The following is a 23663-nucleotide window of genomic DNA, read 5'->3' as shown; positions in this document are numbered from 1 at the left end:
GGCTTTTGGTCGAGTATCATCAGTCTATGACTGATCGTCGTACTTTCCTAGAACGGGGCAGACAGGATTGGGCATCGGTCCACCCCACGTCGGTCTAGCGCTCCAGCGGGCCAACCTTCAGGACGATCCTGTTCTCCGCTGAGGACTTGCCCGCGTCCAGCATGGTGCTGCCGGCCGTCCCCCTACTCGGGGAGTGGAAGAAGTGTGGGCATGAGTAAGGGACCTGAGTTTTTGCCGGGGTCAGGTGCGCTTGGCGTACGCGACGAACGCCGCCCAGCTCGACGGCGTGAACGCCAGCACCGGCCCCTGCCGGTCCTTGCTGTCCCGCACGCCCACCACACCGGGCAGGTTGTCCGCCACCTCGACACAGTCCCCGGAATTACCGCTGCTGCGGGTGCTCTTGCGCCAGGTCGCGCCGGTCAGCTCCATCGTTTCGCCGCCTCCGAGATCGCCGCCAGGGTCGCCCCGTGCGGCATCGCCTCCGCGCGGACGGACTCCCAGGTCTGTCGCAGCGAGTTTACGTCCACAGTCCGCTCCACAATCGTGCCGTGCAACTGGTTATCGAGGTAGCCCACGTCGTCGCCGTCGGCGGGGGTGGCGAGCACGAAAGCTCCGTTGAGCCCGGGATACGAGCCGACCGTCTCCGGCACCAGGTGCAGGTGCACCCGGGGCCGCCGGCCCATCTCGACCAGGTGCGCCAACTGCTCCCGCATCACCTTCGGCCCGCCGACCGGGCGGCTCAGCACCGAGTGGTCGAGCACCGCCACGAACTGCGGCGGCGCGGGGCGATTCAGCAACGGCTGGCGGGCCAGGCGCGCGGCCACCTGCTGCTCCATCGCATCACCGACGAGCGGGCTTGCGCCCTCGTGCAGCGCGCGGGCGTACTCCTCGGTCTGCAACAAGCCGGGAATCACCAGCGGTTGGAAGCTACGCAGTGAGGCCGCCTCCTGCTCGATGCTCACCCACTCGCGGAACCACGGCATCAGCGCCTCCTGCATCAGCGCGTCGCGGATCCGCACCAGCAGGCCGCCGCCGTTCAGCACCTCGTCGCAGCGCTCGGTGAACTCGGCGCGCGGCGCGCGGCGGCACTGCTCGACGGCCGCCACCAGCGACGCCGAATAGCTCACCCGTTCGCCCAGCGCCTCCTGGGTCAGCCCGGCATCGGTGCGTAACCGGCGCAGCTCACCGGCGAACAGTTCCCACAACGGCACACGGATCATCTGCACACCTCTGCACACGGCTGCACACGGAAATCGGCCGATCGGACGGCCGGGAAGGTGGGGGTGGAACGCCTTCCGACCCTAGCGGCGCGGTGACGAGACTGTCACGCAGTGGAGCCGAATTCGTCCGGTTCCCGCTACCGAGAGGAGTTGCGCCGTGCGACTGCGCTGGTTCCGCTGCCGGGGTGCGTCGGCACCGACACTGCCCCACCGGGTACGGGGCGACAACCTGCCGGAGTGGATGCGGCAGGCGACCCGTCCACTGCCGACAATGGGCCCCGGCCGGGTCGGCAACCTCACCCCGGCGCAGCAGTGGCGGGCGAACGGCGGTCGCTGGTCCGTACCGCAGCAGCGCGGGAACGGCGGCGGCCATCGGCCCGTACCGGAGCAGCGCTCGGGACACGGCCAGCACGAGGAGCGCCGGTGATCAGCCACCAGCTCGGGCAGCCGCCGGACGGGCCGACGCCGGATCGCCCCCGGCCGTACCCGTTGCACGCCACCCCGCACACGCCGCTGCGTCCGATGTGGTGCTGCCGGGCCTGCGGCCAGCCGTGGCCGTGCCCGATGGCCCGCCTGCTGCTGCGCAGCGAGTACGAGGACAACCGGATCGGGTTGTCCATCTACCTGTGCGGGCTGCTGTACGAGGCCACGCGCGACCTCTACCGGCTGAACCCGAACGACGCGCCGGCCCCGGCCGACATGTTCGCCCGCTTCGTCGGCTGGGGCCCGTACCGCCGTCACCGGCCCGTCCCTCCGGGCGGCGACTGTTACAAGGGGCCCTTCCTCTACCGGAGGCGTTAACAGGGTGCCCCTCCTTTCACCGCCAGCCCACGTCGATGCGGTCGCCTCGCTCGTCGAAGAAGTGCAGCGCGTCCATCCGCACCTGCACGGCGAGCGGGTGCCCGGGCGACACCTGCGGGTACGGCGCGAGCCGTACCGCCAGTTCCGCCGGACGACGGTGGTGGCGGCCCGGGTCGGGCAGCACGCTCGTCCGGTTGCCGCCGCCCCCGCCCGCCTCCGGGGCTGCGGCCGACGACTCCGCCGCGCGGCCGGTGAGCCGCTGCATCACCTGGTTGAACCGGCGCAGGCCGCGCTGGCCCGGCGCGGCCTGCTCGACCGGCGTGCCCATCTCGTCCACGACGATCGCTGTGGCGCCGATGTCGAGGAACGCGAGCGACTCGTGACCGTGGTGCTCCAGGTAGCGGATGCGTCCGTGCAGCACGTCACCGGCGGTGTCCGGGGCGACCGGGGTGAGCGCCTCGGCGCGCATGCCGACCACGATCCGCTCACCGTGGTAGTGCGCCACCGCCCGGCTGCGGATGTCGTCCCAGGGCAGGTAGAGCGCCTGCTCACCGAGGTTCAGTGCGACGTACCGATCGAGGTGGACGTAGACCGACGCCTCCAGCAGGTTCATCCGGGGGCTGCCGAGGAACGCGGCGACGTAGAGCGTCGCGGGCCGGCCGTACACCTGGGTGGGGGTGCCCACGTCCTGGAGCACGCCCTTGCGCATGATGGCGACCCGGTCGGCCATGGTCAGCGCCTCGGCCTGGTCGTGGGTGACGTAGATGGTGGTGACGCCCAGTTCGCGGGTGAGGCCGGAGATCTCCGCCCGCAGCTCGGCGCGCAACCCGCTGTCCAGGTTGGAAAGTGGCTCGTCCATCAGGAACAGGCCCGGGCGGCGCACTATCGCCCGGCCCATGGCGACCCGCTGCCGCTGGCCGCCGGAGAGCTGGCTGGGCTTGCGCCCGAGGACGTCGCCGATGCCGAGCGCGCTCGCCACGTTCTGGATCCGCTCGCCGCGCGGTCCGGGCTCGACACCGGAGAGCCGCAGCGGGAAACCGATGTTGTCGCCGACTGTCATGTGCGGATAGAGCGCGAAGTCCTGGAAGACCATGGCGATCTTCCGATCGCGCGGCGGCAGGTCGTTCGCCAGTTCACCGCCGAGCAGGATGGCGCCGGAGGACGGGTCCTCCAGCCCGGCGACCATACGCAGCACTGTCGATTTCCCGCAGCCCGACGGGCCGAGCAGCACCATGAACTCGCCGTCGTTGACGTCCAGATTGATGGTGTCGACCGCGACTGTGCCGTCCGGGAACACCTTGGTGACATCCTTGAGCGCGACGGTCGCCACCGTCACCTCCCCAGTTCCTCGCCCCAAACCCGGGAATGACTGTGACCAGGATCATTCGTTTCGCACATCGGGTGAACGTGCCATGTTCGGCTCGTGACAGTCCTATTAAGCGGTATTCGCCGGGCTCCGCAGTCAAGTGACCTGCCGGTAACCACTTTTACGGCGTTTCGCCGAGGAACACGCGACGTACCACGCGCTCGGCGGCGTGCCCGTCGTCGAGCGCGCAGAACCGCGACCGGAACGCCGCCCGGGCCCGCCCGGCCGCCTCGTCGTCGACCGCGCCGGAACGGAACACGTCGAGCAGGCCGGGGAAGTCCCGCGCCACCGCGCCCGGCGGCTCGGCCGGCAGGTCGAAGTAGACGCCCCGGGCGACCCGGTAGGCGTCCCAGTCCGGCGCGTAGACCACTACCGGCCGGTCCAGCACCGCGTAGTCGAACATCGCCGAGGAATAGTCGGTGACCAGCACGTCCGCCGCCAGGTAGAGGTCCTCCACCCGGTCGTACGCGCTCACGTCCAGCACGCCGTCCGCGGCCGGTCCCCGGGGATGCCGCTCCCGGTCGTGGAAGTAGTGGCTGCGCATCAGCAGCCGGCCCCGCGGCCCGAGGACGTCGAGCATCCGGTCCGGGTCGAACGGCGGCCGCCACCCGGGCAGGTGCTCCCGGTGCGTCGGCGCGTAGAGCACCACGTACTCGTCGGGTGCGATGCCCAGCGCGGCGCGGACCTGGCCGCGCTCCTCGGCGGTGGCCAGCGCCAGCCGGTCGTTGCGCGGGTAGCCGACCTCAAGCGTGATGTAGTCAGCCGGGTACGCCCGCTCCCACATCTGCGTGGAGAAGCTGTTCGAGGTGATGCTGTAGTCCCAGCGGTCCACCCGGCGCAGCAGGCCGGCGAAGTTCATCCCCATCGCGCCCACCGGGTAGCGCTGCTGGTCCAGGCCCATCACCTTGACCGGCGTGCCGTGGTGGGTCTGCACGTGCACCGAGCCGGGCCGCTTGCGCACGAAGTCCGGGAAGTTGACGTTGTTGACGAGCCAGCGGGCGCGGGCCAGCACGCGGTGGTACTCGCGGCTGCCGGCCACCACGTACTCGACGCCGGGCGGCAACGCGCCCACCCGGTCCCGGCGGACGATCCACACGCCGCGTACCTGCGGCGCGAGCCGGCGGGCCGCCTCGTAGATCGCCGCCGGGTTGCACGAGTAGCCCCGGTACCAGTAGGCCGCGTACACGGCGAGCGTCGGGTCGACCGGCCGGTGCAGCTCGGCCCGGTAGTACTCGCCCAGCGCCAGGTCACGCGCCCGCCGGGCGGTCCGCCGCACCACCGGCGTGATTCGTCGCCGGGCCCGCCGCGCGGTCCGCCGGGCCGTCTCCCCCGCCTGGTGCGCCTCGCGCAACGCGCTGAACGTCCGCCAGCGCCCGGCCGCCACCAGCCGGTGCTTGAGCCCTTCCGGGCCGGGCGGGACCGGGTAGCCCTCGGGCGGCAGGAACCGCACGTAGTCGGCGTGCATCTGGGCGAAGAAGGGTGCCCGCAGCTCGGGCGCGATCCGGTCGCCGTTGCCGAGCACTGTCAGGTAGTGCCAGATCATCCGCTCGAAGACCGCCGGCCGCAGCCCGGTCACGTGCCAGCGGTCCATCAGCCCGAACACCCGGTGCCACTGGGCGAAGACCTCGAAGTGCCGGTCCCCCCGGGTCTTCGTGATCGCGCCGGTACGGCGCTGCCGGTAGTTCAGGCAGATCCGATCGAGTACGCCGATCCGCCCGGCCGCCATCAGCGCCGGATAGCTGAACGAGACGTCCTCGTACCAGCCCGGCTCGAAGCGCAGCCCGCGTTCGATCAGGAACTCCCGGCGTACCACCCGGTTCCACGCGGTGTGCAGCAGCTTCAACGTCTCCGGCCGGTCCCGCAGCGCGAAGGTCGTCGCGCCCGGCGGTTCGGGGAACACGTCACGCATCGCGCTGCGGGTGCCGATGTTGTTCCAGTGCGCCCGGACGTGGTCCACGATCAGCACGTCCGGTGCGGTGTCGCGGAGCCGGTCCGCGACGTGCGGCAGGCAGCCGGGCACCAGCCAGTCGTCCCCGTCGACGAACCACACGTACTCGCCGACGGCCCGGTCCAGCCCGATGTTGCGGGCCGGACCGAGCCCGGCGTTCTCGGCGAGGCGGACCGGGCGGACCCGGGGGTCGCGCAGCGCGTACTCGGCCAGGATCTCGCCGCTGTCGTCCGGCGAGGCGTCGTCGACAGCGATCACCTCGATGTCGCCGAACGGCTGGTCGAGGATCGAGTCGAGGCATTCCCGCAGGTATCCCTGCACCTTGAAGGCCGGCACGACGAAGCTGATCAAGGTCACCCCGGCCCGCCCTCCGTCAGCCCGGCGAGCGCACACCCCCACGGGCGCGGGCCGGCAGGACCACCCAGGCGAGGACCACGCTCGCGACAAAAACCACGAGAAGGTACGCACCGATTGTAGCTAGAGCGATACTCGCATATCCGGCGATCAGCCCGATTGCCAGCAGCAGCGAGCGCCCCGGCCAGCCCAGCGTGGCGGCGTGCAGCGGCGGCGCCGACTGCCGCTTCTCGAGCCGGGCGGTCAGGTCGTAGTGGTGCAGCGTCAGCACCAGCACGTACCCGAAGATCAGCCAGGCCGGGGCCCGGCCCGCCACCCCGACCGCGATGGCGAACAGGTACTCGGCGGCCCGCAACGCGGCCGGCACCAGCCAGTCCAGCGCCCCGTCGTGCGGTGCCCGCGACGCCTGCGCCGCCCCCAGCAGCAGCACCAGCGCCAGCACCGGCACCCAGACCGGCAGGTCGCCGCCGCCGTGCACCGCGAGCAGCGCCCACACCAGCGTCCCCGCCGCGCCGAGCGCACCGAGCACCGCCAGCGGCAGCGGCCGTCGCGCGGTCGGCAGCGTCCGGGCCAGAACGCCGTCGTCGCGGTGCAGACCCGCGTCCACGGTGGCCAGCACCGGCACCCGCATCCACCGCGCCCGCAAGGTCCGCAACCCCCCGGTGTACGCGAACGCCAGCGTCCCCCAGACCAGCACCGCGACCAGCGCCACCAGCGGCCCGAACAGCGCGGCGGCGAGCGCGATGAGCGCCCACCGCTCACCGATCGGGAACACCACTGTGCGCTTCAGCCAGTACGACACCGAGCCGGTGTCCGCCTGCACCCGCGTCGACGCGGCGTTCAGCTTCCCGCCGATGCCGCCCGCCTCGGCGTTCACCACCTTCGGCCGCCGGGCCGCCTCGTCGTGCAGCGCGCCGTACCAGGTGTCGGTCATGTGCCGCACGGTCTGCAACGTCATCGCGGCGAGCGCCAGCGCCCAGCCGTACCGGAACCCGGCGTGCGTGGCGCCGAAGCCGAGACCGGCGTAGACCACGTACTCCTTGAACCGGTCGGCCATCGTGTCCAGCCAGCCGCCCCAGGCGCTGAAGTGCCGGGTGTAGCGGGCGAGCTGCCCGTCCACGCAGTCGAGCACGAAACCCAGGTACAGCAGGACCGCGCCGGCGACCAGCGCGGGCCGTCCACCGGCGCCGAACAGCACCGCCGCGGCCACCGCGAACGCCACCGAGACCATGGTGACCCCGGTCGGGCCGATCCCGATCCGGGCCGCCGCCTTCGTGACGTACGGGGACCAGGTGCTGACGAAGAACGTGGTGAAGAAGTCGTCCCGCTCCTTCACCGACAGCTTCAACTCGGCGCGGTCCTCGTCGACGGCGGCCACCGCCGACTCGGCCGCCACCCGCTGCGCCTCGTCGCCGACCCGGTGCGCCACCAGCAGACGTACCCGATGGGCGAAGATCAGCGTGCCGCGGGCGGCGAGGTCGGCCACGAGCCGGTCCACAGCGCCCAGCGGCCCGCCGCCTGCGGCGCGGCGGGCGGCCTCGGCGAGCGCCGGCAGGTCGGCCGCGCCCACCCGCAGTGCACCGCCGAACACGCCGCTCGCGTCGGCGGCGCCGACCTCGACCACCTGCCCGCGCTCCTCACGCACAGTGGCCTGCCCGGGAGCGGGCGGATCGGTGAGCACCAGCGCCACCGTCGGCCCCACCGGGCTGGTCGCGAGGTGCTTGAGTACGGCGGCGTGCGTCACCAGGTCAGCGCCGCTCACCAGCACCGGGCCGGAGGCGGCGGCCACCAGGTCGGCCAGCTCGGTCAGGTCGGCGGCGATGCGCACGTCGTCCGCCCCGGCCCGCCGCCACTGCGCGGCCAGCCGTTCGGCGAGGTGGCCCGCCGCCGGGTCGGCGGCGAGCACGAGCGCGAGCGTCACCGCTTCGCCGCGTCGGCGTAGGCGGCCAGCGCCTCGTCGATCGTCCCGTCGACGATCAGCCGTCCGGCGTCGAGGTAGAGCCCCCGACGGCAGAACCGGGTGAGGTCCTTGTCGTTGTGTGACACCAGCACCAGCGTGCGCCCTTCCGCGAGAAGTCGCTCGATGGTCGCATAGCACTTCGCACGGAACTCCGCGTCCCCGACCGCTGTCACCTCGTCCACAAGCAGCACCGGGTGCGGCAGGTGCGCGATCACCGCGAACCCCAGCCGCACCTTCATCCCCGACGAGTAGTGCCGCACCGACGTGTCGATGGCGCGTTCCACCTGCTCACCGGCGAACGAGACGATCTCGTCGAAGTGTTCCCGCAGGTACGCCGACGACAGCCCGTGCAGCCCGCCCACCAGGTAGAGGTTCTCCCGGCCGGTCAGGTCCCCGGAGAACCCGGCGGACAGTTCGAGCAGCGGCGCCACCCGGCCGTGCACCCGGATCGAGCCCTCGTCCGGGATGAGCACACCGGCGATCAGCCGCAGCAGCGTGCTCTTGCCGGTGCCGTTGCGGCCCACCACGCCCACCGTCTCGCCCGGTTCGACCCGGAACGACAGGTCGCGCAACGGCCAGAACCGGCCCGCGTCCGGGTCGCGGGCGCCCCGGTGCACGATCAGCTCCCGCAGCCGCAACTGACGGCGCCGGTTACGGACGAACCGGATGCCGAGCCCGTCCGCCTCGATGATCGGCGCCATCAGAGTTCCTTCAGCACTGCCGGTTCGAGGCGGTGGAACGCCCACCAGCCCAGCGCCAGTACCAGCACGCTGCCGGACACCGTGATCGTGAGCAGCCGGGCATCAGGGAACTCGTCCGGATACCAGACCGCGTGGTGCAGTTGGAAGATCCCGACCAGCGGGTTCAGCTCGTACCCGATCTTGAGCCAGCCGGGCATGCCCGACTCCCGGACCAGGTCGAGCGGGTAGATGATCGGCGTCGCGTAGAACAGCAGCCGGATGACCAGCCGCATGGTGCGCTCGATGTCGCGCATCAGCACGTTGCCCGCCGACAGCAGCAGCGCCAGGCCCACCAGCAGCACGAACTGCACCGCCACCGCCAGCGGCAGGGCGAGCAGGCTCCAGCCGGGGCGGATCTTCCCCTGGCTCGCGTAGATCGCCGCGACGGCCGCCAGGATCGGCAGCCCGGCCAGGTACTCGGCGAACCGGCCGGCGACCCGCCCGATCGGGAAGATCGGCCGGGGCAGGTTCATCGTGGTGATCAGCCGGGACTGGCCGGTCAGCGCGTTCGCCGCCTCGGTCAGCGCCGAACTCGCCCACATCCAGGCGAAGATGCCGGTGATCAGGAACAGCGGGTACGACCCGGCCGCGTCGCCCAGGTGCCGCCGGGTCGCGCCGGAATAGAGCACGCCGAAGACGAACCAGTAGATCAGGCCCATGCCGAACGGCTCGATCAGCGACCAGAAGTAGCCCAGCACCGACTGCTGGTACTTCACCGCGAGATCCCGGCGGACCAGGATGCGCAGTGAGGTGCGGGCGGACCAGAGCGCCGCGACGCCTGACGTCACAGCGCCATCGTCGCGCCTTCCCGTGCCGGCGCGACGGCGCTCCACGCCGGGTCACCCCAACGGAGTCAGCACTCGATCACGTTGACGGCGAGCCCGCCCCGCGCGGTCTCCTTGTACTTGACCTTCATGTCCGCGCCGGTCTCCCGCATGGTCTTGATGACCTTGTCCAGCGACACGTGGTGCACCCCGTCGCCGCGCAACGCCAGCCGGGCCGCGGTGATCGCCTTGATGCTCGCCACCGCGTTGCGCTCGATGCACGGGATCTGCACCAGGCCACCCACCGGGTCGCAGGTCAGCCCCAGGTTGTGCTCCATGCCGATCTCGGCGGCGTTCTCCACCTGCTCCGGCGTACCGCCGAGCGCCTCGGCCAGCCCGGCCGCCGCCATCGAGCACGCCGAACCCACCTCGCCCTGGCAACCCACCTCGGCACCGGAGATCGACGCGTTCTCCTTGAACAGCACACCGATCGCGCCCGCCGCCAGCAGGAACCGGACCACGCCCTCCTCGGAGGCGCCCGGCACGAACCGGGTGTAGTAGTGCAGCACGGCCGGGATGATCCCGGCGGCACCGTTCGTCGGCGCGGTGACCACCCGCCCGCCGGCCGCGTTCTCCTCGTTGACCGCCAGCGCGAACAACGTCACCCAGTCCATCGCGCGCAGCGGATCCCGGCTGCCGGTCTCCGCCTCCAGGCCGCGCCGCATCTCGGCCGCGCGCCGCCGGACCTTCAACCCACCCGGGAGTACGCCGTCACGGGTGCAGCCGTTCTCCACGCACTCGCGCATCACCCGCCAGATCTCCAGCAGCCCCGCCCGGACGTCCGCCTCGCTGCGCCAGGCCAGCTCGTTGGCGAGCATCACCTCGCTGATCGACAGGCCGGTCCCGGAGGTGACAGTCAGCAGTTCCGCGCCGGTCAGGAACGGGTGCCGTACCCGGGTGGTGTCCGCCTTGATCCGGTCCGCCCCGGCGGCCGCCTCGTCCACCACGAACCCGCCACCGACCGAGTAGTACGTGCGCGTCCGCACCTCGCTCCCGGCCGCGTCGTACGCCGCGAACGTCATCCCGTTCGGGTGGTACGGCAACGAGCGCCGCCGGTGCAGCACCAGATCGGTGTCCGGGTCGAAGTCGATCCCCTGGCTGCCGAACAGGTCGAGCCGCCGCTGCGTACGGATCCGCTCCACACGCGGCCCGACCGAGTCGGTGTCGACGGTCTCCGGGACCTCGCCCTCCAGCCCCAGCAGCACCGCCCGGTCACTGCCGTGCCCGTGCCCGGTCGCGCCGAGCGAGCCGAACAGCTCCGCCCGTACCCGCGCCACGTCGGCGAGCTGCCCGTCGGCCTTCAGGCCCGCCACGAACGTACGGGCGGCCCGCATCGGCCCGACGGTGTGCGAGCTGGACGGCCCGATACCGACGCTGAAAAGATCGAAAACACTGATCATTGGCTGCTTTCCTCGCCGTCGTCCCGTTGTGCGGATCCGAGCCGGTGCGTGGGTGCCGCGCCCGCCGGGCGGGTAGACGGCCGGCGCCCGGGGTGGGGGCGTCCGACCGGCGAGCCTACCTCGCCCCCGTGAATACCCGCTCCCACTCCGCCACATACCCGACCCGACGCGCACGCCCTCCCCTCCCGCTCCTCTCCCGCTCGCCCTCCGCCCTCGCCCGCTCCTCTCCCGCTCCTCTCCCGCTCGCCCTCGCCCTCACGCTCCCGCGCCGCCCCTCCTTCCCCTCCTCGCCCCTCCTTCTCCCTCCCCGCCTCGCCCCGCCTCGCGCTGTCTTCGCGCTGCCTCGCGCTGTCTTCGCCCCGACCCGCCCTCCTCGCCTCGCCCCTGCTCGTCGCCTCGCCCCTGCTCGCCTCGCCCCTGCTTGCCCCTACTCGTCGATCTTGGAGCTATGGCACCCAGGATGCCCGTCCAGCGCCATTCGTGAAGTGCCACAACTCCAAGATCTGTGCACCGAGGCCCAGCCCGCCGAGATCTTGGTACCAAACGGCCCCCATAGGGGCACTTTCCTACCAAGATCTCCACTGATCCCACTCAACGGAACACCCCTCCCGCGAGTTGGAAGCGCTCGACGCAGCAGCCCTCCCCGAGCGGGGCTCCCGCCCGACGCCACCCCATCGCTCCCGCGATCTTGCAGTTGCAGCCTTGACAAGGGTGCGAATCGGGCAGAACGGGGGCCACAAGCGCAAGATCGCGGGGCGGCGCGGCGCGAGGACAGCGCGAAGGGAGCGCGAGGACAGCGCGAGAAGACAGCGCGAGGACAGCGCGGAAGGCAGCGCGAAGGCAGCGCCGAGGACAGCGCGAGGGTGGGGCGAGGGTGGGGCGGGGCGCGCGGGGGGCGTTGGTGAGGCAGGGCCGGGGTAAGCACCTACGGGTGCCCGGGTCGCCGATCCTCCTCGGGGCTGAGGGCGCGGCGCGTACCCCTTTCTACCGTGGAATCAGCGCGGCGGATCGCCGCAGAAGTGGGAGACGACGATGAGTCGCAAACTGGTCCGGCCCCGCGAGGGGCGCATGATCGCCGGTGTCTGCGCCGGCCTGGGGCAGCGGTTCGGCATGTCGGCCGGCATGGTCCGGCTGCTGTTCCTGCTGTCGCTGCTGCTGCCCGGCACGCAGGTGATCATCTACCTGATCCTGTGGATCCTGATGCCGAACGAGGACCGCTACCTCGCCACCCGCTGACGCGACACGAGCCGGGACGCCGGCACACACGCGACGCGCCCGCCCCGGACCACCGGGGCGGGCGCGCGACGTCAGAGCGGTCAGGGAGCGGTGTACGTGACAGTCACCTTCTCGTACCCGAGGGAGCGCAGCAGCCCTTCGAGCATCTTGCGGGTGTTCTCCTGGGCCCGGGCGGTGAGCCCGCTGTCCCGGGCGGCAGCGGTGATGCGGTCCTCGGCGAGCTTGTAGACCTGCTGCTGCCGGTTCGGATCGCCCGCGACCAGGTCGTTGAGCCGGTTGATCAGGCCGCGCTGCTCGGCGAACACGTAGCTCTTGTCCATGTCCAGGTCGGTCTCGCCGAGCTGCGGCGCGGGCAGCTTGATCTCGGCGGACTTGCCGTCCTCGGAGACCACCACGGCACCGTCGGCGATCTTCGCGAAGTCGACGTACGCCTCGACCCGGCCCGCCCCGACGAACAGCGTGCGCTCGTTGAGCAGGAAGTCGGGCACGTTGCGCCTGTCGTTCTGCACGTCGACCACGACCTGGAAGTTGCCCTCGGCGGCGACGTAGCGGCTCAGGTCACGGATCGACTTGAGCAGCGGCGGCTGGCTGCGGTCGGTCTGCTCCTTGGCGAACGGGTTGCGGAAGTCGGGCAGCAGACCGGTGGCCTGCACGCCGAGCAGCACCACGACCGCCAGCGCCGCCGCGCCGAGCACCCAGAGCAGGCCGCGCGCCGGGCCGCCGCCCGACGCCGGGGCGCCGGGGGCGTACTCGCGGTCGTGGTCGGGCGAGCCCTCCGCCCGGTCGCGAAGCGACTCGCTGGTGGGGTAGTCCGGGAACTCCCGGGTGGGCTCGTTGATGTCACCGTCGCGGGCCATCGCCCTCACCGTCCTCGTCCGACACATCGACTGGCAATGACGGTACGGCCACCGTGCGACAGCCGCTCGCCGAGCGACCCGATCGGGTGAAACAGCAGGTCAGGCGAACGCGGACAGGCCGGTGAGCCGCTGGCCGATGACGAGCTGGTGGATTTCGGAGGTGCCCTCGTAGGTGAGCACGCTCTCCAGGTTGTTGGCGTGCCGCATCACCGGGTACTCCCCCGATACGCCGTTGGCGCCGAGGATCGTGCGGCACTGCCGGGCGATGGCGAGCGCCTCGCGGACGTTGTTCAGCTTGCCCACGCTCACCTGGTCGGGCCGCAGCGTGCCCGCGTCGGCGAGGCGGCCCAGGTGCAGCGCGAGCAGCATCCCCTTGTTCCACTCCACCGCCATGTCGGCGAGCTTGGCCTGGGTGAGCTGGAAACCGGCGAGCGGGCGGCCGAACTGGGTGCGCGTGGTCGCGTACTCCAGGGCGGTCTCCAGGCAGTCGCGGGCCGCGCCGAGCGCGCCCCAGACGATGCCGTGCCGGGCCTCGGTCAGGCACCCCAGCGGCGCCTTCAGCCCGATCGCCTCGGGCAGTCGCGCGTCGGCCGGCAGCCGGACGTCGTCGAGCGCGATCTCGCCGGTCAGGGACGCGCGCAGCGACATCTTGTGCCGGATCTCGCGCGCCGTCACCCCCGGCGTGTCCATGGGTACGGCGAAGCCGCGCACCCCGTCGTCGGTACGCGCCCAGATCACGCCCACGTCCGCGACCGGCGCGTTGGTGATCCACAGTTTGCTGCCGCTGAGGATCCAGTCGTCGCCGTCGCGGCGGGCCCGGGTCGCCATCGAGGCGGGGTCGGAGCCGTGGTCGGGTTCGGTGAGCCCGAAGCAGCCGATCGCCTCACCGGCCGCCATGGCGGGCAGCCAGCGCTGCTTCTGTTCCTCGCTGCCGTAGCGCCAGATGGCGTACATGGCCAGCGATCCCTGCACCGAGACCAGGGACCGGACGCCGGAGTCGCCGGCCTCCAGTTCCAGGCAGGCGAGCCCGTACGCGACCGCTGACGCGCCGGCGCAGCCGTACCCGGTCAGGTGCATGCCGAGCAGGCCGAGCTTGCCGAACTCGCGGGCCAGTTCGCGGGCCGGCACCTGGCCGTCCTCGTACCAGCCGGCGACGTGCGGGCGTACCCGGTCGGTCACGAGCCGGCGCACGACGGTGCGGATCTGCCGCTCCTCGTCGCTGAGCGACGCATCGATGTCGAGCAGGTCGAGAGGAGTCATGGCGTCACCTTAACCAAGGCTCAGGGAGGCGTCACTCGCCCTGGTCACCGAGCACGAGCACCCGCGCGTGGATCTGGTTGCGCTGCTGGAGCGCCGCGCGCAGCGCCCGGTGCAGGCCGTCCTCCAGGTAGAGGCCGCCGTTCCACTGGACCACGTGCGGGAAGAGGTCGCCGTAGAAGGTGGAGTCCTCCGCGAGCAGCTTGTCCAGCGCGAGTTCGCGCTTGGTGGTGATGAGCTGGTCAAGCCGCAGCGGGCGCGGCGGAATCTCGGCCCACTGCTTCAGCGTGAGGTTGTGCTCCGGGTAGGGACGCCCGTCCCGGACCGCCCTGAAGATCACGGCGTGCTCTCCTCCCCAGGCCAGGCTGACAATGTGGATGTCAGCCTAACCGCTCAGGTCCACCGTCCCCGCCGCACCACATCCTGCACCGGACGCCGCCCTCGGCGCAGCGACGGTGACCGGTGGTCGACAGCTCGGTAACCTACTGTGATCGCGCCGATCGGATGCAGTTCCGCCGGCACCCCGAACGTCTCCCGGTACGCCCCGATGCGCTGCGGCGGGATGCCGAAGAAGCAGGCGCCCAGCCCTTCGTCGACGGCGGTGAGCAGCATCAGCAGAGCCGCGAAACCGGTGTCCACGTACCAGTAGGGCACCGGCCAGCGATCCTCGGCGCGATCCGACCAGCCCTTGTCCGGCTCGGCGTAGCGGTCCAGGTAGGCGTCGCGGTTGGCGTGCGGCACCACGATCAGCGGCGCCCGGCGCATCCCGGCCAGCCAGCGTTCCCGGCCGCCGCCACCCGGCGTGGTCGCGGCCCAGAACCGTTCCCGGTCCTCGGGTTCCTCCAGCACCAGGAAGCCCCAGCCCTGCGAGAACCCGGCCGACGGGGCCCGGACGGCGTGATCGAGCAGCCGGTCCACCACCTCCGGCGGCACCGGCCGGTCGGGGTCGTAGTTGCGCACCATCCGGCGACGCCGGACGACCTCGGCGAACTCCACGCTCAGACCTCCGGGCGGACGCCCCAGGCGCCCCGCCAGGTCTGCCCCGGCTCCAGCATGATCAGGTCCTTCCCGGAGCGGAACGCGTCGGGCGGGCACGTCATCGGCTCCACCGCCACGGACCGGCGGTGCCGTTCCCCGCCGAGCGTGTCGCCGGTGAACACCTGCCACCAGCCGAACTCGCGATCCGCCCAGATCCGCAGCCCGGACGAGCCGTCCGGTGCGCTGAGCACCACCGCCGAACCGCCGTCGGCGTCCCGCTCGACGTCGCCGAACGCGGTGTCGAGCACCAGGTCGCCGATCGGGCGCGGGCTGGTGAAGTCGAACTCGGAGCCGGTCACCTCAGCGGCGGCGACCGGCAGCAGGCGGCTGTCCACCAGCACCCGCCGCCGGGCCGGTACGTGCAACCGCAACTCGTCCACGCCGACCTTCGGCAGTTGCAGGTAGGGGTGCACGGAGAAGCCGAACGGCGCGGGCTCGTCGGAGACGTTCGTCGCCTCGTGCTCGGCCCGCAGGCCGCCCGGGCCGACGCTCCACCGGGCCCGCAGCCGCAGTGCCCACGGGTAGCCGGGCCTCGGCGGCAGGTCGTAGCCGATGGTCACGCTGTCCGCCGCCTGCTCGATCGGCCGCCACCGCGCCCAGTTCACCAGGCCGTGCAGGGCGTTGTGCCGCTCCGGCTCGGTCAGGTCGAGCTGAAACGACCGCTCCCCGACCGTGTAGACGCCGTCCCGGATGCGGTTCGGCCAAGGGGCCAGCACCTGCCCGGCGGAGCCGGGGCAGACCTCGTCCTCGGCGTACCCGTCGAGGTGGTCCACGCCGTCGTAGCGGTAGGCCCGCAGCCCGCCGCCCACCTCGACCACGACGGCCTCGTGGCCGTCGGCCGCGATTGTCCACTGTGCACCGGACGGTGGCTGCGCGTCGATCCCCATGCCGGCGACCCTACCGTCAGCGGCGCTCCTCGGCGGGAGTGGTCGAGCGATAGCGCAGCAGCGCCGGGAACGCCACCACCAGCAGCACCGCGAGTACGGCGGCGGCCAGACCGCCACCGACCATGGCGAAGCCGGTGCCGAAACCGGCGGCCGTCGCACCGGCCCGCAGGTCGCCCAGGCGCGGGCCACCGGCCACCACGACCGTGTTCACGCCCTGGAGGCGGCCACGCATCCGGTCCGGCGCGTAGACCAGCAGCATCGACTGGCGCAGCGTGGCGCTGACCAGGTCGGCGGCGCCGGCGACGCCCAGCAGCACCACAGCGACCCACAGGTGCCCGGCCAGCCCGGCGAGCGCGATGGCCACACCCCAGCCGACCACCGCCACTGTGAGCGCGAGGCCCTGCCGGCGGACCCGGCCGATCCACCCCGAGGTCAGACCGCCCAGCATCGCGCCGATGGCGATGGAGCTGTAGAGCCAGCCGACCGCCGAGGCACCGCCGAAGCGTTCCTGCGCCAGCTCCGGGAACAGCGCCCGCGGCATGGCCAGGATCATCGCGATCAGGTCGATGGCGAAGGAGAGCAGCAGCACCCGCGTGGTGGCCAGGTAGCGGAAGCCGTCGACGATGCTGGCGAACCCGGCCTTGCGGACGCCGCCGTCCGGCTCCGGTGCGGGCGGCATCGCGGGCAGCCGCAGCGTGGCCCAGAGCGACGCGGTGAACAGCAGCGCGTCCGCCGCGTACGCGATGGGCAGCGCCACCCCGACCTGCCAGGCGGCGAAGATCAGTCCGGCGGCGAGCGGGCCGAAGACGGCGGCGGCGGTGAACGTGGTGAAGTTCAGCGTCGTGGCCGCCGGGACCAGCTCCGCGGGCACCAGCCGGGGCAGGATCGCGCTGCGGGCCGGCGAGGTGATCGCGAAGGCGATCGACTGGAGGGCGACCAGCAGCAGGAGCAGCAGCGGGCTGCGCACACCGGCCAGCGACTGCACCAGCAGCCCGAGCGTCGAGGCCCACAGCACGCAGCCGCCGACGAGCAGCACGCGGCGGCGGTCCCGGGCGTCGGCGACAGCACCGCCCCACAGCCCGAAGATCAGCAGCGGTACGAAGCCCGCGATGCCGAGCAGACCGACCCAGAGCGAGCCGCCGGTCAGGTCGAACATCTCCACCGGCACCGCGACGGCGGTGAACTGGAACCCGAACATGGCGATCGCGTTGCCGGTCCAGACCCGCCGGTACGCGGGCACGCGCAGCGGACGCAGGTCGATCGCCCAGCGGCGCGCGCCCCGCCGCCCGGTCTGCGTGACGCCGGTCACGGCGCGAGCCGCTCGACGACGAAGAAACCGTCCCCGGTACGCCGGAAGCGCAGCCGGTCGTGCAGCCGGCCGGCCCGGCCCTGCCAGAACTCGACAGTCTCCGGCCGGACCCGGAACCCGCCCCAGTACGACGGCGCGGGGATCGGGTCCACGTCGGCGAACCGCTCGGCCATCGCCCGGTACGCCGCGTCGAGCGCCGCCCGGTCCGGCACCACCGCCGACTGGGCGCTGGCCCACGCACCGAGCTGCGAGCCGCGCGGCCGAGTGGCGAAGTACGCCTCGGTCTCGGCCCGGTCCACCTGCTCGACCCGGCCGGTCACGATCACCTGCCGCTGCATCGGGAACCAGGGGAACACCAGGCTGGCCCACGGGTTCCCGATCACCTCGGCGCCCTTGCGCGAGCCGTGGTTGGTGTAGAAGACGAAGCCCTCCGGGCCGTACCCCTTGAGCAGCACTGTGCGCCCGCTGGGCCGGCCCTGGGCGTCGGCCGTGCCCAGCACCATCGCGTTCGGCTCGGGCAGCCGATGGGCCACCGCGTCGGCGAACCAGCGGGCGAACTGGGTGGGCCAGTCCGGCGCCAGGTCCGTCTCGGTCAGGCCCAGGTCGGCCGCGTACTCGTTACGCATGCCGGCCGGGGCGGGTGTGTCGCCTGTCACTGTGGTAGTCCCTCTCCCGGGCGTGCCGGCGTCCCCCGACGCTGGCCAGGCCCCGGTACCCAGTCTTCTCCTTCCCGAACGGGCGTCCACCGGCGGGGATGTCGTGTGGCGCACAGTGGCTGTGGGTCGCGCAGCGCGTTACCCACCGGGCAAGATGTTCCGAACCACATCCCTGAAGGGTCGCCTGAGCTGCGGGGCTCGATCAGCCGCCCGGGCGCGCCGAGCCGAAGCCAGGAGACGACATGTCCGATTTCAAACCGGGCCTGGAGGGCGTCGTAGCCTTCGAGACCGAGATCGCCGAGCCCGACCGCGCGGGGGGTTCACTGCGCTACCGGGGCGTGGACATCGAGGACCTGATCGGCCAGGTCTCGTTCGGCAACGTCTGGGCACTGCTGGTGGACGGCCGGTTCGGCCCGGGCCTGCCGCCGGCCGAGCCGTTCCCGGTGCCGGTTCACTCCGGTGACATCCGCGTCGACGTGCAGTCCGCGGTCGCCATGCTCGCCCCGTACTGGGGGCTCAACCAGCTTCTCGACATCTCCGACGAGCAGGCCCGCGAGGACCTGGCCCGGGTGTCGGTCACCGCGCTGTCCTTCGTCGCCCAGTCGGCGCGCGGCCTGGGCCTGCCGGCCGTGCCGCAGAAGGAGATCGACAAGGCGGAGACCATCGTCGAGCGGTTCATGAAGCGCTGGCGCGGTGAGCCCGACCCGCGGCACGTCAAGGCGGTCGACGCGTACTTCATCTCGGCCGCCGAGCACGGCCTGAACGCCTCCACCTTCACCGCCCGGATCGTCGCCTCCACCGGCGCGGACGCCGCGGCCTGCATCTCCTCCGGCATCGGCGCGCTCTCCGGCCCGCTGCACGGCGGCGCCCCGTCCCGCGTGCTCAGCATGCTGGAGGCGGTCGAGCGCAGCGGCGACGCCGACGGGTACGTCAAGGGCGTCCTGGACCGGGGCGAGCGGCTGATGGGCTTCGGCCACCGGGTCTACCGGGCCGAGGACCCGCGTGCCCGTGTGCTGCGGCGTACCGCCAAGGAGCTGGGCGCGCCCCGCTTCGAGGTCGCCGAGGCGCTGGAGAAGGCCGCGCTGGCCGAGCTGCAGGCCCGCCGCCCGGACCGCGTCCTCGCCACCAACGTCGAGTTCTGGTCCGCGGTGGTGCTGGACTTCGCCGAGGTGCCGGCGCACATGTTCACCTCGATGTTCACCTGCGCCCGGATGGGCGGCTGGTCGGCGCACATCCTGGAGCAGAAGAAGCTCCAGCGGCTGGTCCGGCCGTCGGCCACGTACGTCGGCCACGGCCCGCGCAAGCCGCAGCAGGTCGAGGGCTGGGACGCCATCCCGCACGGCGTCTGAGCGCTAAGGAAGGGGCCCCGCTCGACGCCTCCGGTATCGGCGGGGCCCCTTCCTGACGCCCGCCTCCGCCGGCCCGCTACGCCCCTGCGGCGCGGCGCCGCTGTGGCGCACGACTCAGCGCCGGGCGTGGGACCAGCCACCGGGCCGGCCCGCCCGGGTGGGAGGATGAAGGCCGGCAGCGCTGCCGGCCGGGTTCGGACCCCGGCCGTACCGTGCGCCCGGCGCACGCCCGGCCTTCGGTCCGCGCCCGCACGAAGGGCCCGTCCCGCCCACGCGGAAGGATCAAGACAACCGTGGCTGACGCACCGACCATCCGGATTCCCGACGAGATCAGGCCCGCCGACGGACGATTCGGCTGCGGCCCGTCCAAGGTCCGTCCGGCCGCGGTCTCCGCCCTCTCCGACGTCGCCACCAGCTACCTGGGCACGTCGCACCGGCAGAAGACGGTCCGCGACCAGGTGGCCCGGCTGCGCCGCGGCCTGGCCGAGTTCTTCTCCCTGCCCGAGGGGTACGAGGTGGTGCTCGGCAACGGCGGCACCACCGCGTTCTGGGAGGTCGCCACGTTCGGCCTGATCCGCGACCGGGCCCAGTTCGCCAGCTTCGGCGAGTTCGGCGCCAAGTTCGCCAGGTCGGTCTCCGACGCGCCGTTCCTCGGTGAGCCGACAGTGCGCAAGTCCGAGGCGGGCAGCGCCCCGTCGCTGGTGGCCGAGGCCGGCGTGGACGTCTACGCCACCCCGCACAACGAGACCTCCACCGGCGTCGCGGTGCCGATCAGCCGGGTCGCGGGCGCCGACGAGGGCTCGCTGCTGCTGGTCGACGCCACCTCCGGCGCGGGCGGGCTGGACGTGGACGTCGCCCAGACCGACGTCTACTACTTCGCCCCGCAGAAGTGCTTCGGCTCCGACGGCGGCCTCTGGCTGGCCCTGATGTCGCCGGCCGCGCTGGCCCGGGCCACCGAGGTCAAGGAGTCGGGCCGTTACATCCCGGCCTTCCTCGACCTGGTCACCGCGATCGACAACTCGCGGCTGGAGCAGACGTACAACACCCCGGCGCTGGCGACCATCTTCCTGGCCGCGGAGCAGACCGACTGGATGAACTCCCAGGGCGGGCTGGCCTGGGCGGCCAAGCGCACCGCCGAGAGCGCCGGCATCGTGTACGGCTGGGCCGAGCGCTCGTCGTTCGCCACGCCGTACGTGCCGGACCCGGCGCTGCGGTCCAACGTGGTCGCCACAGTCGACTTCGCCGACGGGGTGGACGCGACGGCGATCGCCAAGGCGCTGCGCGCCAACGGCATCGTCGACACCGAGCCGTACCGCAAGCTGGGCCGCAACCAGCTGCGGGTGGCGCTGTTCCCGGCCGTCGAGCCGGCCGACGTCGAGGCGCTCACCGCGTCCATCGACTACGTGGTCGAGCGACTCTGATCACTTGGTCACGGTGCGTGGCCGTCGGGGCTCCGGCGGCCACCCACCGTGATCGTTACCGCAGCTCAGTCACGACATGCCGGGGTGTCGCAGTCCCCATCGGCGGGTAGATGAGCGTACGGTGGTGCGAGACGCCCGGGTGGCCGGCTCCCGTGGCGTGACGGCCAGCGAAGCGGGACGGAGGCAAGCCCATGCGCCCAGTACGCTTCGTCGCCCTCTCCGAGGACGGCCAAGCCCTGGTGCTCGCCGACGAGGTGGGGCGCCTGCTGGCGCTGCCCATCGACGAGCGGATCGCGTCGGCGCTGCACGCCGAGCCGGGCGCCCCGCCGCTCGCTGTGGTGCCGAGCGCCACCGACCCGACGCCGTCGCTGTCCCCACGCGACATCCAGGCCCGGATCCGGTCCGGCGAGTCCGCGGAGGACGTCGCCCGCATCGCCGGTGTGCCAGTCGACCGGGTGCTGCGTTACGCCGGTCCGGTGCTCCAGGAGCGGGCCATGCTCGCCCAGCACGCCCGCCGCACCCGGCTCAAGGGCGCGGAGAAGCCGACCCCGCTGGCCGAGGTCGTCAACGGCCGGCTGGCCCAGCACGGCATCGACACCGAGAAGATCTCGTGGGACGCCTACCGCCGCGACGACGGCACCTGGCGGATCATCGCGACCTGGCCGTCCGGCAAGGCCACCGCCCAGGCGGTGTGGGACCTGGACAAGACCCGGCAGAACGTCGCCCCGCACGACGACATGGCGCAATACCTGTGCGCCGAGCGGCCCACGCCGATCCTCGGCCAGGAGCCGGCGCCGGAGCGGGGCGGTCACGCGCTGCCAGGTCCGTCGCGCGGCGAGCCGAGCCGGGGTGGGCACGGTCTGCCGGCCGCCTCCGAGCACGCCCGTCCGGGGCGTGACCCGATCCGCGCCGGCCGGGACGCGCTGCTCGCCTCGCTGGACCGGCCGCTCGGCGGCACGTCCGGGCGTGGTCTCGACACCCGCTCCCCGGCCGCGCTGGCCGGGCAGGAGGCGCCCCGTCAGCGGGCCGTCGCCGGTGGTGCCGCCGCGCTGCTCGGTGGTGGGCAGGGTTCGGCCTTCGACGACGACTCGGACGCGCCGAAGGAGATCCCGGCCGTACCCTCGCTGGCCGTGCTGCGTCCCCGCCGCACCGGCCCCGCGACGGCGACCGGCGGTGCGGCCGCCGAGTCCACCGAGGCCGGTGGCAAGCCGCGCAAGCGGCTGCCGAGCTGGGACGACGTGTTGTTCGGCACCGGCCCGGCGGCCCGCGAATCATCCTGATCCATCGCTCCACCCTGGCTCGTTGAGAGGGCACTCCAAGTGCCGGCGTGCCAGGGTGGAGTCATGGAGTACACGAACCTGGGACGCACCGGTCTGTCCGTGAGCCGACTCTGCCTCGGCACGATGAACTTCGGCCCGCAGACCGACGAGCCGGACAGCTTCGCCATCATGGACCGGGCGCTCGAACACGGGATCAACTTCTTCGACACCGCGAACGTCTACGGCTGGAAGCTCGGTGAGGGCGTCACCGAGCAGATCGTCGGCCGCTGGTTCGCGCAGGGCGGCGGGCGCCGCGACAAGGTCGTCCTCGCCACCAAGGTGTACGGCAAGATGGGCGAATGGCCCAACGAGCAGGGCCTGAGCGCCCGGCACATCATCCGGGCCTGCGAGGACTCGCTGCGCCGGCTCCAGACCGACACGATCGACCTCTACCAGATGCACCACATCTCCCGGACCACGCCGTGGGAGGAGATCTGGCAGGCGATGGAGACGCTCGTCGCCCAGGGCAAGGTGCTCTACGTCGGCTCGTCCAACTTCGCCGGCTGGCACATCGCGCAGGCGCAGGCCGCGGCCGGCAAGCGCAACTTCCTCGGCCTCGTCTCCGAGCAGTGCATCTACAACCTGCTGACCCGGTACGTCGAACTGGAGGTCGTCCCGGCCGCACAGCACTACGGGCTGGGCATCATCCCCTGGTCGCCGCTGCACGGCGGGCTGCTGTCCGGCATCATCCGCAAGATGGCCGAGGGCAGCGCGGCGCGCGGCACCACCGGCCGCTCGGCCGACGCGCTGGCCGAGCACCGGAACACCATCGAGGCGTACGAGAAGCTCTGTGCCGACCTCGGCCACGACCCTGCCGACGTGGCGTTGGCGTGGCTGCTGTCCCGGCCGGGCGTGACCGCCCCGATCGTCGGTCCGCGCACGATGGACCAGCTCGACCGCAACCTGGGCGCCCTCGACGTCCACCTGGACGAGCCGACGCTGACCCGCCTGGACGAGCTGTTCCCGCCCGTGGGCAACGGCGGCCCCGGCCCCGAGGCCTGGGCCTGGTAGGTGTAAGGAAGGGCCCCTTCTTAACGCCTCCGGTAGAGGAGGGGCCCCTTCTTAACGCGCCGCCCGAATCAACGCCCCGCCCGAATCAACGCCCCGCCCGAATCGACGCGCCACCCGAATCGACGCGCCACCCGCATCAACGCCCCGCCGCCAGCGCCCACGCGGCGACGCGGGTGTAGCGCGGCGTACCGCCCAGGTGGCTACGGACCAGGAGCAACTCGCCGGCCGCCCACTGCGGCCCGGCGTAGTCGTGCAGTGTGTGCACGTCCGAGCGGAGGTCGGCCTCGGGCACCCGGTCACCGGGGCGGGCGATGGTCAGGTGTGGCCGGAACGGCTTGCCGTCGCAGGGCAACCCGGCCTCGCGCAGCTCGGCGCGGATCGACCGGGCGAGCGCACCGAGCGCGTCGAGCGCGTCGGCCTCGCCGCGCACGTCGACCCAGAGCACTGTGGACCGGCCCTGACCGAACCTGCCACCGCCGGCAAGGCGTAGCAGCGGGGAACGAGCCGTCCGGGCGGCCGAGGCGAGCGCGTGCTTCACGTCGGGCAGCCGGACGTCCGGTACCTCGCCGAGGAAGGCGAGCGTGAGGTGCAGGTTCGCCGGATCGGCGAGGCGGGCGTGGCAGGCGGCTGCGACCCGCAGGCCCTTGAGCCGGGCGGTCAGGTCCGCGACGGCCACGGCAGGTGGGTAGATCGCCGCGAAGAGACGCACC

At 72.4% G+C, this 23663-nt stretch carries 23 protein-coding genes; 7 read left to right on the top strand and 16 right to left on the bottom strand.

From position 1 onward, the window contains the following. Window positions 1-240: 240 nt before the first annotated feature. Together O7622_RS06860 and O7622_RS06855 are read right to left on the bottom strand one after the other, a co-directional pair. A complete protein-coding gene (locus O7622_RS06860; RefSeq protein ID WP_282312416.1) occupies window positions 241-429 on the bottom strand; it encodes a DUF397 domain-containing protein in 189 nt (62 codons plus the stop codon). Continuing rightward, window positions 420-1220, bottom strand: a complete 801-nt coding sequence (locus O7622_RS06855) for a helix-turn-helix transcriptional regulator (protein WP_282312415.1) — start codon at window positions 1218-1220, stop codon at window positions 420-422. The genes O7622_RS06860 and O7622_RS06855 overlap by 10 nt, the downstream gene beginning before the upstream one ends. A 157-nt stretch (window positions 1221-1377) precedes the next feature. On the opposite strand from O7622_RS06855, the gene O7622_RS06850 reads away from it, so the two are divergent. Continuing rightward, complete coding sequence (locus O7622_RS06850) at window positions 1378-1647, top strand: hypothetical protein (protein ID WP_282312414.1); 270 nt, start codon at window positions 1378-1380, stop codon at window positions 1645-1647. After that, window positions 1644-2021 (top strand): hypothetical protein, encoded by a 378-nt coding sequence (locus O7622_RS06845; RefSeq protein ID WP_282312413.1) that lies wholly within the window; start codon window positions 1644-1646, stop codon window positions 2019-2021. Before O7622_RS06850 ends, O7622_RS06845 begins: the two co-directional genes overlap by 4 nt. Before the next feature lie 16 nt (window positions 2022-2037). Here the strand turns inward: O7622_RS06845 and O7622_RS06840 are convergent, their stop codons facing one another. The 6 genes from O7622_RS06840 to O7622_RS06815 all read right to left on the bottom strand — a co-directional run bounded on the left by O7622_RS06840 (window position 2038) and on the right by O7622_RS06815 (window position 10613). After that, on the bottom strand, window positions 2038-3351 hold the full coding sequence (locus tag O7622_RS06840) for an ABC transporter ATP-binding protein (protein WP_282314065.1): 1314 nt from the start codon (window positions 3349-3351) through the stop codon (window positions 2038-2040). Between the two features lie 157 nt (window positions 3352-3508). Next, complete coding sequence (locus tag O7622_RS06835) at window positions 3509-5692, bottom strand: bifunctional glycosyltransferase family 2 protein/CDP-glycerol:glycerophosphate glycerophosphotransferase (protein WP_282312412.1); 2184 nt, start codon at window positions 5690-5692, stop codon at window positions 3509-3511. 16 nt (window positions 5693-5708) lie between these two features. After that, complete coding sequence (locus tag O7622_RS06830) at window positions 5709-7610, bottom strand: DUF5941 domain-containing protein (RefSeq protein ID WP_282312411.1); 1902 nt, start codon at window positions 7608-7610, stop codon at window positions 5709-5711. Further along, window positions 7607-8353 (bottom strand): ABC transporter ATP-binding protein, encoded by a 747-nt coding sequence (locus O7622_RS06825; protein WP_184689259.1) that lies wholly within the window; start codon window positions 8351-8353, stop codon window positions 7607-7609. Before O7622_RS06825 ends, O7622_RS06830 begins: the two co-directional genes overlap by 4 nt. Continuing rightward, entirely contained in the window at window positions 8350-9177 is an 828-nt protein-coding gene (locus O7622_RS06820) for an ABC transporter permease (RefSeq protein WP_282312410.1), read from the bottom strand. Before O7622_RS06820 ends, O7622_RS06825 begins: the two co-directional genes overlap by 4 nt. A 65-nt stretch (window positions 9178-9242) precedes the next feature. Then, window positions 9243-10613 carry an L-serine ammonia-lyase gene (locus tag O7622_RS06815; RefSeq protein WP_282312409.1) on the bottom strand — a complete coding sequence of 457 codons (1371 nt, stop codon included), beginning with the start codon at window positions 10611-10613 and terminating at the stop codon, window positions 9243-9245. A 1032-nt stretch (window positions 10614-11645) separates the two neighbouring features. Between O7622_RS06815 and O7622_RS06810 the strand changes: the two genes are divergently transcribed. After that, window positions 11646-11849: a PspC domain-containing protein gene (locus O7622_RS06810; protein ID WP_282312408.1), complete on the top strand. Its 204-nt coding sequence runs from the start codon at window positions 11646-11648 to the stop codon at window positions 11847-11849. A gap of 80 nt (window positions 11850-11929) precedes the next feature. Here O7622_RS06810 and O7622_RS06805 read toward each other — a convergent pair whose 3' ends face one another. From O7622_RS06805 to pdxH, 7 genes are all read right to left on the bottom strand, one after another. Continuing rightward, window positions 11930-12706, bottom strand: coding sequence for a DUF4230 domain-containing protein (locus O7622_RS06805; protein WP_282312407.1), 777 nt, complete (start codon window positions 12704-12706; stop codon window positions 11930-11932). A gap of 99 nt (window positions 12707-12805) precedes the next feature. Further along, complete coding sequence (locus O7622_RS06800) at window positions 12806-13966, bottom strand: acyl-CoA dehydrogenase family protein (protein WP_282312406.1); 1161 nt, start codon at window positions 13964-13966, stop codon at window positions 12806-12808. A gap of 31 nt (window positions 13967-13997) precedes the next feature. Then, window positions 13998-14303, bottom strand: a complete 306-nt coding sequence (locus tag O7622_RS06795; RefSeq protein WP_013283726.1) for a type II toxin-antitoxin system VapB family antitoxin — start codon at window positions 14301-14303, stop codon at window positions 13998-14000. 53 nt (window positions 14304-14356) lie between these two features. Next, a complete protein-coding gene (locus tag O7622_RS06790) occupies window positions 14357-14959 on the bottom strand; it encodes a nitroreductase family protein (RefSeq protein WP_282312405.1) in 603 nt (200 codons plus the stop codon). Window positions 14960-14961: 2 nt separating this feature from the next. Next, complete coding sequence (locus O7622_RS06785; RefSeq protein ID WP_282312404.1) at window positions 14962-15888, bottom strand: aldose 1-epimerase family protein; 927 nt, start codon at window positions 15886-15888, stop codon at window positions 14962-14964. 16 nt (window positions 15889-15904) lie between these two features. Continuing rightward, window positions 15905-17197 carry an MFS transporter gene (locus tag O7622_RS06780; RefSeq protein ID WP_282312403.1) on the bottom strand — a complete coding sequence of 431 codons (1293 nt, stop codon included), beginning with the start codon at window positions 17195-17197 and terminating at the stop codon, window positions 15905-15907. After that, on the bottom strand, window positions 17194-17823 hold the full coding sequence (pdxH, locus tag O7622_RS06775; protein ID WP_282314064.1) for a pyridoxamine 5'-phosphate oxidase: 630 nt from the start codon (window positions 17821-17823) through the stop codon (window positions 17194-17196). Before pdxH ends, O7622_RS06780 begins: the two co-directional genes overlap by 4 nt. A gap of 272 nt (window positions 17824-18095) precedes the next feature. Between pdxH and O7622_RS06770 the strand changes: the two genes are divergently transcribed. The 4 genes from O7622_RS06770 to O7622_RS06755 all read left to right on the top strand — a co-directional run bounded on the left by O7622_RS06770 (window position 18096) and on the right by O7622_RS06755 (window position 22953). Continuing rightward, window positions 18096-19202, top strand: a complete 1107-nt coding sequence (locus O7622_RS06770; RefSeq protein ID WP_013283721.1) for a citrate synthase 2 — start codon at window positions 18096-18098, stop codon at window positions 19200-19202. 293 nt (window positions 19203-19495) lie between these two features. Beyond that, a complete protein-coding gene (serC, locus tag O7622_RS06765; protein WP_282312402.1) occupies window positions 19496-20623 on the top strand; it encodes a phosphoserine transaminase in 1128 nt (375 codons plus the stop codon). A gap of 191 nt (window positions 20624-20814) precedes the next feature. After that, window positions 20815-21903, top strand: a complete 1089-nt coding sequence (gene sepH / locus O7622_RS06760; protein WP_282312401.1) for a septation protein SepH — start codon at window positions 20815-20817, stop codon at window positions 21901-21903. A 63-nt stretch (window positions 21904-21966) separates the two neighbouring features. Next, window positions 21967-22953, top strand: coding sequence for an aldo/keto reductase (locus tag O7622_RS06755; protein ID WP_282312399.1), 987 nt, complete (start codon window positions 21967-21969; stop codon window positions 22951-22953). Window positions 22954-23089: 136 nt separating this feature from the next. On the opposite strand, the gene thpR is transcribed toward O7622_RS06755, so the two are convergent. Beyond that, a complete protein-coding gene (thpR, locus tag O7622_RS06750; RefSeq protein WP_282312398.1) occupies window positions 23090-23662 on the bottom strand; it encodes an RNA 2',3'-cyclic phosphodiesterase in 573 nt (190 codons plus the stop codon). Between the last annotated feature and the right edge of the window lies 1 nt (window position 23663).

This window comes from Micromonospora sp. WMMD1076 (assembly GCF_029581475.1).
GTDB classification, from domain to species: domain Bacteria; phylum Actinomycetota; class Actinomycetes; order Mycobacteriales; family Micromonosporaceae; genus Micromonospora; species Micromonospora aurantiaca.
The sequence above is the reverse complement of the archived record's forward strand: the minus strand, read 5'-3'. Positions and strand labels throughout refer to the sequence as shown.